Raw genomic sequence first — 12,048 nt, 5'->3', positions numbered from 1 at the left:
GTGGCCGTGGGTGCCCGTCCACGGAGGCGGACGCCCGGCCCCCGCATCGGCGAGCGGCCCCGACCTCGAACGCCGGACGGGCGGATGACGGTGCCCTCTGCCATATCGGCGCCCCCGACACTAGATTCGGTGCATGGCGCATGAGAAACGGGAGATCGAGCGCAAGTACGAATCCGACGACAGCGGGCTGCCCGACCTGTCCGGCGTCGGCGGGGTGGCGGCCGTCCTCGACAAGGGCCTGGTGGAACTCGACGCCACCTACTACGACACCGCCGACGAGCGCCTGGCAGCCGCCGCCCTCACCCTGCGCCGCCGCACCGGAGGCGCCGACGCCGGCTGGCACCTGAAGTTCCCGGTCGCCCCCGGAGTCCGCGACGAGATCCGGGCCCCGCTCTCCGACACCGTCCCCGAGGAGATCGCGGCCCTCGTCCGCTCCCGCGTCCGGGACGACGAGCTGATCCCCCTGGTGCGGCTGCGCTCCGCCCGCGATGTCCGCCACCTGGTCGACGCCGACGGCACCCTGCTGGCGGAGGCGAGCGTCGACGCCGTGACCGCCGAGCGGCTCACCGGAAAGGGCGGAGCCGCCCAGTGGACCGAGATCGAGGTGGAACTCGCCGACGGCGGCGACCCCGCCTTCCTCGACCAGGTGGAGACACGGCTGCGCGGGGCGGGCGTACGCCCCTCCACATCGCCGTCGAAGCTGGCCCGCGCCCTGGAGCAGACCGCCGACGGCCGCCACGGCCGCCGCGGGAAGAAGAGGCCCGCCCCGCCGGTGACCGCCGGCGACCATGTCCTCGCCTACCTCCATGCCCAGCGGGACACGCTGGTCGAACTCGACCCCGCCGTCCGCCGCGACGTACCCGACGCCGTGCACCGCATGCGGGTCGCCACCCGGCGCGCCCGCAGCACCCTGCGCACCTTCCGCACCGTCCTCGACCGCACCGTCACCGACCCCGTCGGCGCCGAGCTGAAGTGGCTCGCGGGCGAACTGGGCGTCGACCGCGACCAGGAGGTGCTGGCCGAACGCCTGACGACCGCTCTCCGCGCCCTCCCGCCGGACCTGGTCACCGGCCCCGTCCCCGAACGGCTCGCGTCCTGGGCGGACGCCCGCCGCGGCGGCGCCCACGGCCACCTGACCGGCGTCCTGGACTCCCGACGCTATCTGACCCTGCTGGACACCTTGGACACGCTCCTCGCCGACCCGCCCTTGCTCAAGGCGGCCGGTAAGAAGCCGGAGAAGGCGCTCGACAAGGCCGTACGCAAGGACCTGGCCGCACTCTCGGCCCTGGTGGAGCAGGCACTGGACCTGCCGCCCGGCGAGGGACGCGACCTCGCCCTGCACGAGGCCCGCAAGAAGGCCAAGTGCACCCGCTACGCGGCCGAGGCGGCCACCCCGGCCCTCGGCGGCCCCGCCCGCTCCCTGACCGGATCCATGAAGTCCCTGACCACCCTCCTCGGCGACCACCAGGACAGCGTCATGGCCCGCCGCGCCCTGCGCGAGCTGTCCGCGGTGGCACATGCGGCGGGGGAGAGCGCGTTCACCTACGGGCTCCTGTACGGCCGGGAGGAGGCCCGCGCGGCGGCGACGGAGAGGGACCTGCCCGGCCTGTGGAAGGAGATCGGCCCCGGGGCGTCCGGCTGAGCGTACGGGGGAGCCCGCCGTCCGGGTTACGCTTGATGGTCACCCCTGTCAGCTCATGAAGGTTCGCGAGATGCCTGTCGAGTCGGTTTTCCCGCAGCTCGAAGCTCTGCTCCCCCACGTGCAGAAGCCGATCCAGTACGTCGGCGGTGAGCTCAACTCCACCGTCAAGGACTGGGACGAGTGCGACGTCCGCTGGGCGCTCATGTACCCGGACGCCTACGAGGTGGGTCTGCCCAACCAGGGCGTCATGATCCTCTACGAGGTCCTCAACGAGCAGGAGGGCGTCCTCGCCGAGCGCACCTACAGCGTGTGGCCGGACCTGGAGGCGCTGATGCGAGAGCACGGCGTCCCGCAGTTCACGGTCGACAGCCACCGCCCGGTCAAGGCATTCGACGTGTTCGGCCTCAGCTTCTCCACGGAGCTGGGCTACACGAACATGCTCACCGCCCTGGACCTGGCCGGGATCCCCCTGGAGTCCAGGGACCGCACGATCGACGACCCGATCGTCCTGGCCGGCGGCCACGCGGCCTTCAACCCCGAGCCGATCGCCGACTTCATCGACGCGGCGATCATCGGCGACGGCGAGCAGGCCGTGCTCGACATGACCCGGATCATCCGCGAATGGAAGGCCGAGGGCCAGCCCGGCGGCCGCGAGGAGGTCCTCTTCCGCCTGGCGAAGACGGGCGGGGTGTACATCCCGGCGTTCTACGACGTCGAGTACCTGGCGGACGGCCGGATCGCCCGCGTGGTCCCCAACCGCTCCGGCGTCCCGTGGCGCGTGTCCAAGCACACGGTGATGGACCTGGACGAGTGGCCCTACCCCAAGCAGCCCCTGGTCCCGCTCGCGGAGACTGTCCACGAGCGCATGTCGGTCGAGATCTTCCGCGGCTGTACCCGCGGCTGCCGATTCTGCCAGGCCGGCATGATCACGCGCCCGGTGCGCGAGCGCTCGATCACCGGCATCGGCGACATGGTCGACAAGGGACTGAAGGCCACGGGCTTCGAGGAGGTCGGCCTCCTCTCCCTGTCCTCCGCGGACCACTCGGAGATCGGCGATATCGCCAAGGGCCTCGCGGACCGCTACGAGGACGACAAGATCGGCCTCTCGCTCCCGTCCACCCGCGTCGACGCCTTCAACGTGGACCTGGCGAACGAGCTGACGAGGAACGGCCGCCGGTCCGGTCTGACCTTCGCCCCCGAGGGCGGCTCCGAGCGCATGCGCAAGGTCATCAACAAGATGGTCTCGGAAGAGGACCTGATCAGGACCGTCGCCACCGCCTACGGCAACGGCTGGCGCCAGGTGAAGCTGTACTTCATGTGCGGCCTGCCGACGGAGACCGACGAGGACGTGCTGCAGATCGCCGACATGGCGACCCGCGTCATCCAGAAGGGCCGCGAGGTCTCCGGCTCCAACGACATCCGCTGCACGGTCTCGATCGGCGGCTTCGTCCCGAAGCCCCACACGCCCTTCCAGTGGGCGCCCCAGCTCTCCGCCGAGGAGACGGACGCCCGCCTGGAGAAGCTCCGCGACAAGATCCGCGGCGACAAGAAGTACGGCCGTTCCATCGGCTTCCGCTATCACGACGGCAAGCCCGGCATCATCGAGGGCCTGCTCTCACGCGGCGACCGCCGCATCGGCGCGGTCATCCGCGCGGTCTACGACGACGGCGGCCGCTTCGACGGCTGGCGCGAGCACTTCTCCTACGACCGCTGGATGAGTTGCGCGGACAAGGCGCTCGTCCCCTTCGGCGTCGACGTCGACTGGTACACGACCCGGGAGCGCACCTACGAGGAGGTCCTGCCCTGGGACCACCTGGACTCCGGCCTGGACAAGGACTGGCTCTGGGAGGACTGGCAGGACGCCCTCGACGAGACCGAGGTCGAGGACTGCCGCTGGACCCCGTGCTTCGACTGCGGTGTCTGCCCGCAGATGGACACCCACATCCAGATCGGCCCGACCGGCAAGAAGTTGCTGCCTCTGACGGTCAAGAACGCAGGCCCGGCGCCGGCTTCGAGCGGTCACACGCACTGACGTGAGCGAGGAGGAGGTGGCTGCGGCGTTGTCTGCGGCCGGTGCTTCGCGTCGCTTCCGGCCAGCGCCGTCTGCGCCTTCCCGAACGCCACTGCCGGGCCCTCGGGACGCCTCGCAGATCGTCTCCGAGGTCGAGTGGGTCTGAGGACCTGCCTCCGACCTGTCCCAGAGACTCCGCCAGCCTCGTGCAGGCGGCGTCAGTCAGTGCCCAGCGCTTCACGTACAGCCTGCCGAAAGGCGGCCCGTGGAGCCTGAATCGCTTCCATGGCGGTATCAAACCTGTCAGCGAACGCTGTCAGACCGCGTTGTCGGCCGGCGCGCACCGCGTCGCGCCAATCGGTCCCCGCCGAGTCCAGCTCGAACATGATGTCGATCAGAGGCTCTGCCGCTTGGGCTACTTGCTGAGGACCCGCGACGGAAACCGCAGCTACGGCGGTACTGAATTCGGTCCATAACTCGTGTGTGCGAAGGAACCGTTCCTCCCGCAGGCCCTCGTCGCCGTGTTGGGAGCGCAAGACATCTGCGGCAACCCACCAGCCAGCCGACAGCCGCTCGCAGCAGTCCAGTAGCGACGTATACGCCTGGCGTCGCATGTCGTCGCGCCAACGCGCCCGTTCTGAGCGCCGTTGCTGACGCTGGCCAAGCAGGGTGAACCAGCTGCCACCCAGTCCGCCTACCGCACCTACTGCTGCGCCGAGCACCGCCGCAATCCCGGAATCCATGGCTGGCTATTAGATCGCCGGGAGAGGATCAAAACAAGATCGCTGGAAGCCTCAACCCAGCGGTTTGAGACGAAGATGCCGACACTCGGCCGACAGTACGTGCGTCTTGAGCCTCGGCTACGCCAGCGCACTCGGAATGCCGTGGCGGCGTCGCTCGTGCCGGCGAGATTCCAAAGGCCCGTCTTCGGCTCAGATGTGGGGGATAACGTGCCCGCAGATGGACACCCACATCCAGATCGGCCCGACCGGCAAGAAGTTGCTGCCTCTGACGGTCAAGAACGCAGGCCCGGCGCCGGCTTCTTGCGGTCACACGCACTGACGTGAGCGAGGGACCCGATCGGGTGGTTGAGGCGCTGGCGGGGGTGAGCGAGGAGGAGGTGGCGGCTGCGCCGGCCGCGGTCGGCGCTTCTAGCCTTCGTCCGCCAGCGCCGCGTCGGTCACCACCATGGCGCTGCTCGTCGGCGTCGGCGTGACCTGCTCCATCGGCGGTGATCTCGGCATCGCGTGGGCGGTGACACGAACCGGTACCGCGTCCGGCCATCCGTCCGACGCGGTGGAAGGGCGTGCCTGAGAACTCGCTATCAGCCCCGCGACCGGCGTGGGCGCTCAGTGTGACGGTGGCGATGCGGAAGAGGTCGTCGGGAGGGGGCTGATACCTGGTTCGAAGTGGGCGCGGAGATAGATGCGGGTGCGGTTCGGGGCGTACTCATGCGCGTACAGGCTGGTGCAGTTGTCGTCCGAGGTGTCGTACGGATCGGTGGCGAGTGCGCCCGGAGTGCCGGCGGGCTCGTCGTCGGTGCCGGGGCAGACGTCGCCGTACCGCATGCCGTCCTTGAACGTCTCAGGTTCCGGCAGCCCGAGGTGGGCGAAATCCGACGCAGGTGTGTCGGGCTGTGCCGCCGTCGGCGTCAGCCACTTGCCGGACGGAGGGTGCTTTTCGAGGTAGGACTCGGCCTCGGACCTCGTCAGGGTGAAGGTGAGGAGGCCGGTGTCGAAGCGGGACGTGACCTTGTAGGCGGCCTGGGCGGACCGGGCCGTGGCCGGGACGTCGAGACCCATGTGCTCGCTCATCCACTCGGGCGTGATCCCCTCGGCCCACCGTGTGTCCGACCCTCTGTCCGCCGCCCGGTCACCACCGCCGCTGAGCAGCGATCCCGCGACGACAGCGGCGCCGGCCACGGTCAGCGCGGCGGTGGTCAGGGCGGCCACGAGCCACCCTCGTCGGCGACCACGGCTGCTGCCGCCGTCCCCGACGGGGCCCTCGGGGGTCCGGTAGGGGGAGAAGTCGTTCACCGGACCGCCGCCCTGCCCGTCTCCCTGCCGGTCGTGCGGCCCTGCTGCTGCTCCCGGCCGGGGTCCATGCGTCCGTCCCTGCTTTCGTCAGGACCCGGTAGCGGGTCGTCGTTGGGCTGCGAAGAGCCGAGATCGTAGTGCTTGACACCACTGCTGCCCGCCATGTCGAACTCTTGGGCGAGTCCGGTCCGGTGCAGCTTCGCCATCTGTCCGTCCGGGATGTCCAGCGGGCCGATGGTGACCCCCTTGCCTTCGTCCCAGTTGTACCGGTCCCAGACGTTCGCCTGATAGTCGACGCCGATCTTCGGGTTGCCGTGGCCGTCGGGTACCGCCGTGACCACACCGGTCACGTTGCTGTTGGCGCCACCCACTGCGTAGAACCAGTTCTCGTCGAGTTCCTTGGTGAAGTAGAAGTTCTTGTCCCGCTTCACCTCCACCGGGAAGGCGACCGGCTTGCCGCCGTTCTTCCGGAACATCGAGAGCCTGCTTGCGCCAGGCGTCCTGGTTGAGCCGCACCGTGTCGTCGACGTACGTCTTGAACGCGGGGACGTCCGCCATCATCTTGTCCACGGGCAGGCCCATAGGGGCGCCGCTGTTACCCAGATAGTGCGCCATGTTCCGGGACGCGTCCGTCATGTCTTTCCAGTCGGCGCCTTCCGTGAGCAGCTCCATCTTCCGCTTGGTGGCCCACTCCTGGAATCCCGGTGACTCCGATGCGTGCCGCCCCGCCCCGGCGTCGGCCGCGACCTGCGGCATGGTGGGGCTCAGTACGCCGGCCGCCATCAGATCGTCCTTCTTCGCGAGCCAGAGGCGGGCCCGCGCCTCGGGGCTCAGCGATTCCCACAGGCGCTTCAGCTCGGCCCGCTGCTTCGCGTCGGCGTCCCTGCCCAGCGCGGCCAGTTCCTCCGCACGGGGCAGTTGTTCCTCATCGAGGGAGGTGTACTTGGCGTGCCCGGCGTTGTGCGGATCGTTACCATGGCTCTTGCGCAGCGCACGTACCGCCGCAGCATCGACCTCGGCGGCGTGCTGCACGATTCCGGTGAGCGTGTCGGCGTACCACTGGATGTACTCCTTGGTCCCGCTGGTTCGGGCCGTCCGGAGTGCACATCGCCTCCATCACCCGGACGGTGCCGCCCGGTCCGTCCGAGATGAGGAGCGCGGGGTCCGGAGGATCATGGGCCGGATTGCCCTTGCGTGCCGCGTCGGTGAGGCTTTTGGCTTGCTTCTGGTAGGTCGTCAACTCCGTGTGGGAGTCGGCGAGCACGGCGGCGATGCTCTCCGCTTCGGTCTGGAGGTCAGCGATCCGCGTACGAACTCACGCGTGACGTCCGCGTTGACGCCCTTCCACTGGGCTCCTTCGGATTTCTTGACCAGGCCGTCCCGAGCGTCGGCGGCCAGCTTGGCCAGGTCGCCGGCCATCGCCTTCCAGTCGGACGCCGCCGTGCGCCGTGCAGGATCCGGGGGCGTTCTCCGTCGAGATGGCCCCCGTTGTGGTGCCGGGTGGACCCTCACCCGGCGATGCCTGCGTCCAGCAGCACCATGTCGTGGCCTGCCAGCTCGGCACAGCGCTGATCGGTTATGAGGCTGTTGGAGTCTGCCCAGATGGACACCCACATCCAGATCGGCCCGACCGGCAAGAAGTTGCTGCCTCTGACGGTCAAGAACGCGGGTCCGACGCCGGCTTCGAGTGGTCACACGCACTGAGGTGAGCGAGGCACTCGATCGGGTGATTGAGGCGATGACAGCGGCGAGTGAGAAAGAGGTGGCTGCGGTGCTCGCTGCGGTTGGCGCCTCTCATCGTCGCCCCGCGGACCCGCGGGTGGTGCCTTACACGCCGCTGCCGAAGGCTGGCGGGCCACCTCACATCGTCTCCGAGGTGGAGTGGATCTGACCCCTCCAGGCACATGATCGGTTGGACGACGCGTTGAGCCCCTTCCCAATCAGGGAGGGGGCTCGTTGCTGTCTCGTACTGAGTGCGTTCAGTTGCGGTGCGCGTCCTCGTTCGCTTCGCCATGACCAGCACCGTAGCGAATGTGGACCCGTCGCGGTATAGCCCGCCATAGACACGCAAAGTGCGGCCGCTTGGCCAGCTTTTCCCTCTGGCGTATGTGAACCTTCGCTACGTCTATGCGGGGCGGGTCCCGAGGAGTTGGTCATATGACACCTGCACAGCCCCGCTGTCCAGGTTTATCAGGCCGTATTTGTCTTTGTATCCCAAGCGTTCGGAGATTTTTTGCCCGCGTATCTCTTCGCCGTCCGGTGCCACTATGTCAATCCATGAAAAGTGATAATCACTTCCCTTTCCTAGCATCCACCATAGTGTCAGATATCGAGGCTGGCGGGTCAGGTTGAGTATCTCATTGCTGTATGTCAGAGGTATGTGATACTCGACATACTCGGAATTCGCGGGTACTTTTTCCTGTTTAGTTACCCAGGATGGGGCCTCTCGCTTCCCCTTTTCCCATGAAAGTTTTTTCCAGTCGCCAGGTTCGCCAATCACCCCCATCCTGTCCTTTCTTATCATGATGGCGCGGATGTGGGCTTCGATTACATTGAAGGTGCCTTTACGCGCGGGTATCTCAATGATTCTTTCCTCGGTAATGTCATCGCCCGGGTCCAGCCAATACCCTCTCGGCTCCATGATCATTCCATAGGTGATCGTCCGAGGTGGTGCTGTGGTCCTGTCTGTATAAGCGTTCAGTTCTGGGTTGTCGTTTTGGATATCTTGGTGCCAGCTATCTATCTCTCGGGGAGTTTTGCGGGTCTGCCCTCCTGTGAGGCCGTCGACCTTGTAGCTTGCGCCCATAATGTAAGTTGACACTTCGCCGGTATTCTTGAATTGTATGATTAGTGGGAGTTGGATGGTGGCGCCGGGGTCCTCTGGGTTGACGTGTGGTGCACCGAATTTAACGCTGGTCGTCATCATGACGGGGGTCGCATATGGCTTGTACATCTGTGTGTAAGTAAAGTTTGCCGCGGCTGCGAGTGTGCCTACGGAAAGTGCGGCTGCGAACTTTTTTCGTTGCGGTATCTCCTTCCATACTCGCTGGCGGTGCAGTAGCTCCCAAAGGGCCCATCCCGACCAGAAGGCGAGGCTGAGCCAACATAGAAGCCAATGGGTGTATTCTCGGCCCACGCCCTGAATTACCAGAAGTATCAGGTTTGCGGCGAGTACGGTCAGCACCCCGAACAGGATTATCGCGGCGGAAAACTTCAACCGGCGCCTCAGTCGATATTCAACGGCAACCGTGAATGCAGCGGCCAGCGCGACAAAAGAGATGATGAAGAGGGAAGCGCCGGTGAGGCGGCCGAGATAGGTCAACGCTTGACTTGCGTCTTTTCCGCCAATGATCGCGAAGAGTGCAGCGGTCGTGAGGAGGCCGACTGCCATCATGATGGCAGTCGCATTCCTTCTCCAGGAGGAATTATCGCTCGGGCCCGTGCCGGAGTTTCCCCATGTTCGGCTTCCCCCACCGCGCCACTCGATGAGGTTCGGATCGTCGATTTCGTCCGAGAACTCGTTGTCGCGCAGGAACCTGGCCAGCTCTTCTCGCGACCGCACCGCTCTCCGTGCCATGCCGACTGTGACCTGCCGTGCCCCTTGCTCATCAGGCGGATGAACCACGACCAGCTTCGTGTTGGTCATGGTGCCAGGCTGAAGCAGCGATCCGAGGAACGCACGAGGTGTTACGCCTGTTGCCCACAGCCTCGCGGCTAGCCGAAGCCGACGGTCAGTTGCCGTCCGTGTTTCCTACGACGACGCGGGGCGCCTCGTCGCGGTGGTACGCCCCGACGGCACCGAGACCACCGCGGAGTACGGCGAGTCCTCGCAGCCCCTCAGCGTCCGCACTCCCGACGGCAACGTCACCCGGTACACCTACGACGACCGCGGCAACCGCACATCCCTGACCACCCCCACGGGCCACACCACCCGCTTCGCCCACGACCAGGCGGGCCGCCCCACCGCGGTCACCGACCCGCTCGGCAACGTCACCACCATCCGCTGCAACCGGGCCGGCCTGCCACAGGAGATCACGGACCCCCTCGGCGCGGTCACCCGCCAGACCCACGACGCCCTCGGCCGCCCCGTCACCCGCACGGATCCCACGGGCGCCACCACCCACCTGGAGTGGACGCCCGAGAACCATCTGGCCCGGCGCACCCTGCCCGACGGCACCAGCGAGTCCTGGACCTACGACGGCGAGGGCAACTGCACCGCCCACATCGATCCGTCCGGCGGCGAGACCCGCTTCGAGTACACCCACTTCGATCTGCTCGCCGCCCGCACGACTTCCGACGGCGTGCGCTACGAGTTCACGCACGACACCGAGCTGCGCCTCACCGAGGTCACCAACCCTCAGGGCCTGACCTGGCGTTACACCCGTGACCCAGCGGGCCGCCTGGTCGCCGAGACCGACTTCGACGACCGCGCACTCAGCTACCGGCACGACACCGCGGGCCGCCTGGTCGTCCGCACGAACGCCCTGGGTGAGACCACCACCTTCGAGCGCAACGCGCTGGGCCAGATCCTCCGCAAGGACGCCGACGGCCAGGTCACCACCTACGTCTACGACGGCAACGGCCGGCTCGCCGAGGCCGTCAGCCCCGACGGCACCCGGCTGGCCGTCGCCCGCGACCAGTACGGCCTCGTCCGCTCGGAGACCGTGGACGGCCGCGAACTCACCTACGCATACGACGAACTGGGGCGCCGGAACGGGCGGACGACCCCCACCGGCGCGACGACCACCTGGTCGTACGACGCGGCGGGCCGCCGCACCGGCCTGGTCGCCTCGGGTCGCCCCGTCGAGATCGCGTACGACGCGGCGGGCCGCGAACTCACCCGGCACGTCGGCGGCTTCCTCACCCTGCACAGCACCTACGACGCGCGGGGCCGACTCACCACCCAGGCGGCCGTCGACCCGGACGGCCGCACCCTCCAGCGCCGTGGCTACACCTATCGCGGCGACGGTCTTCTCACCGCCGTCCTCGACGACCAGTTGAACGGCCGGCGCCACTTCGACCTCGACGCGGTCGGCCGCGTCACCGCCGTCCACGCCAAGGACTGGACCGAGGCCTACGCCTACGACGCCGCCGGCAACCAGGCGCAGGCCGCCTGGCCCGCCCCGCACCCCGTTCAGGAGGCCACCGGCGACCGCGCCTACACCGGCACCCGTATCACCCGCGCCGGGAACGTCCGCTACGAGCACGACGCCCTGGGCCGGATCATCCTGCGCCAGAAGACCCGGCTGTCGCGCAAGCCGGAGACCTGGCGCTACGAGTGGGACGCGGAGGACCGGCTCGTCCGGGTCACCACCCCGGACGGCACCCGCTGGCGCTACACCTACGACCCGCTGGGCCACCGTACCGCGAAGCTCCGCCTCGGCGCGGACGGCCACACGGTCGTCGAACGCGTCGACTTCACCTGGGACGGCACGACGCTGTGCGAGCAGACGACGCGGGCCGCCGGCCTGCCCCACCCGGTCACCCTCACCTGGGACCACCAGGGCCTGAAGCCCATCGCCCAGAGCGAGCGCATCACCGCGGCCCACGCCCCGCAGCAGGAGATCGACTCCCGCTTCTTCGCCATCGTCACCGACCTCGTCGGCTCACCCCGCGAACTCGTCGACGAAGACGGCGACATCGCCTGGCGCACCCGCACCACGCTGTGGGGCACCACCACCTGGAACACCGACGCCAGCGCCTACACCCCGCTGCGCTTCCCCGGCCAGTACAGCGACCCGGAGACCGGCCTCCACGACAACTACTTCCGCCACTACGACCCGGAGACCGCCCGCTACCTGACCCCCGATCCCCTGGGCCTCGCGCCGGCACCGAACCCTCAGACCTACGTGCCCAACCCGCAGCACTGGACGGATCCCCTCGGCCTCGCGCCCGATTGCGGGGAGAGGGAGTTCTACACGGTCCAGGACCGCGAGAACGCGGCCCGGCTCCGGGCGGACGGAACCCCGTGGCCCACCGACGAGCACCGGGCCCACCTGGGTCCGGGCGTCTATTCGTGGGGTTCACGGGAAGAGGCGGAACGCTACGCGGAACTGGTGCGCAACCGGCGCAGTGCGGACGTGGAGATCATGCCGTTCCGCGTGAGCGAGTCGGACCTGGCCGCCATGCAGCAGGCCCACGTCGGCACCATGAGCCAGACCGAGATGGACGCGTTCATCGATCGCCACAGCATCATGTACGGGCGTGGCGAGCCCCACGACTACGACTACATCTCCCGCCCCACACAACATGGGAACGGAACACTACTGATCTTTTCGTTAGTTCAGTGGGTATGACGGGCTAGCTGGTGGGAGCCTGATGTTGTGTCTTTCAAGCCTTCGCCCGTTGTCTCCAGATCT

Annotated in this window: 7 protein-coding genes and 1 pseudogene; 4 read left to right on the top strand and 4 right to left on the bottom strand. The window is 67.8% G+C overall.

Annotation, left to right across the window (positions count from 1 at the left end; translation table 11 throughout):
• Positions 1-133 precede the first annotated feature (133 nt).
• A complete protein-coding gene (locus ABZ079_RS00040; protein WP_356937073.1) occupies positions 134-1,642 on the top strand; it encodes a CYTH and CHAD domain-containing protein in 1,509 nt (502 codons plus the stop codon).
• Between the two features lie 70 nt (positions 1,643-1,712).
• Positions 1,713-3,674, top strand: a complete 1,962-nt coding sequence (locus ABZ079_RS00035; protein WP_356937072.1) for a TIGR03960 family B12-binding radical SAM protein — start codon at positions 1,713-1,715, stop codon at positions 3,672-3,674.
• Positions 3,675-3,871: 197 nt separating this feature from the next.
• Here the strand turns inward: ABZ079_RS00035 and ABZ079_RS00030 are convergent, their stop codons facing one another.
• Complete coding sequence (locus ABZ079_RS00030; RefSeq protein WP_356937071.1) at positions 3,872-4,396, bottom strand: hypothetical protein; 525 nt, start codon at positions 4,394-4,396, stop codon at positions 3,872-3,874.
• Positions 4,397-4,841: 445 nt separating this feature from the next.
• Here ABZ079_RS00030 and ABZ079_RS00025 point away from each other — a divergent pair, with 445 nt between their 5' ends.
• Positions 4,842-4,967 carry a hypothetical protein gene (locus ABZ079_RS00025; protein WP_356937070.1) on the top strand — a complete coding sequence of 42 codons (126 nt, stop codon included), beginning with the start codon at positions 4,842-4,844 and terminating at the stop codon, positions 4,965-4,967.
• Between the two features lie 35 nt (positions 4,968-5,002).
• Here the strand turns inward: ABZ079_RS00025 and ABZ079_RS00020 are convergent, their stop codons facing one another.
• The 3 genes from ABZ079_RS00020 to ABZ079_RS00010 form a co-directional block, all read right to left on the bottom strand.
• Positions 5,003-5,689 (bottom strand): hypothetical protein, encoded by a 687-nt coding sequence (locus ABZ079_RS00020; protein WP_356937069.1) that lies wholly within the window; start codon positions 5,687-5,689, stop codon positions 5,003-5,005.
• Positions 5,686-6,165 carry a hypothetical protein gene (locus ABZ079_RS00015; protein WP_356937068.1) on the bottom strand — a complete coding sequence of 160 codons (480 nt, stop codon included), beginning with the start codon at positions 6,163-6,165 and terminating at the stop codon, positions 5,686-5,688. The genes ABZ079_RS00020 and ABZ079_RS00015 overlap by 4 nt, the downstream gene beginning before the upstream one ends.
• Before the next feature lie 1,649 nt (positions 6,166-7,814).
• On the bottom strand, positions 7,815-9,335 hold the full coding sequence (locus ABZ079_RS00010) for a hypothetical protein (RefSeq protein WP_356937067.1): 1,521 nt from the start codon (positions 9,333-9,335) through the stop codon (positions 7,815-7,817).
• A gap of 67 nt (positions 9,336-9,402) precedes the next feature.
• Here ABZ079_RS00010 and ABZ079_RS00005 point away from each other — a divergent pair.
• Positions 9,403-11,985, top strand: a pseudogene (locus ABZ079_RS00005) (RHS repeat-associated core domain-containing protein); the annotation flags it as partial.
• Positions 11,986-12,048: the final 63 nt, after the last annotated feature.

Origin of the sequence: Streptomyces sp. NPDC006314 (genome assembly GCF_040613075.1) — a bacterium.
Lineage (GTDB): Bacteria > Actinomycetota > Actinomycetes > Streptomycetales > Streptomycetaceae > Streptomyces.
Note: the sequence above shows the minus strand (reverse complement) of the source record. Positions and strands in the feature narration are given on the sequence as shown.

Excerpts from the sequence above, each read along its gene's own strand:
- ABZ079_RS00010 (WP_356937067.1), bottom strand. The coding sequence starts at position 9,335 with ATGACCAACACGAAGCTGGTCGTGGTTCATCCGCCTGATGAGCAAGGG.
- ABZ079_RS00040 (WP_356937073.1), top strand. The coding sequence starts at position 134 with ATGGCGCATGAGAAACGGGAGATCGAGCGCAAGTACGAATCCGACGAC.
- ABZ079_RS00030 (WP_356937071.1), bottom strand. The coding sequence starts at position 4,396 with ATGGATTCCGGGATTGCGGCGGTGCTCGGCGCAGCAGTAGGTGCGGTA.
- ABZ079_RS00025 (WP_356937070.1), top strand. The coding sequence starts at position 4,842 with ATGGCGCTGCTCGTCGGCGTCGGCGTGACCTGCTCCATCGGCGGTGAT.
- ABZ079_RS00015 (WP_356937068.1), bottom strand. The coding sequence starts at position 6,165 with ATGTTCCGGAAGAACGGCGGCAAGCCGGTCGCCTTCCCGGTGGAGGTG.
- ABZ079_RS00035 (WP_356937072.1), top strand. The coding sequence starts at position 1,713 with ATGCCTGTCGAGTCGGTTTTCCCGCAGCTCGAAGCTCTGCTCCCCCAC.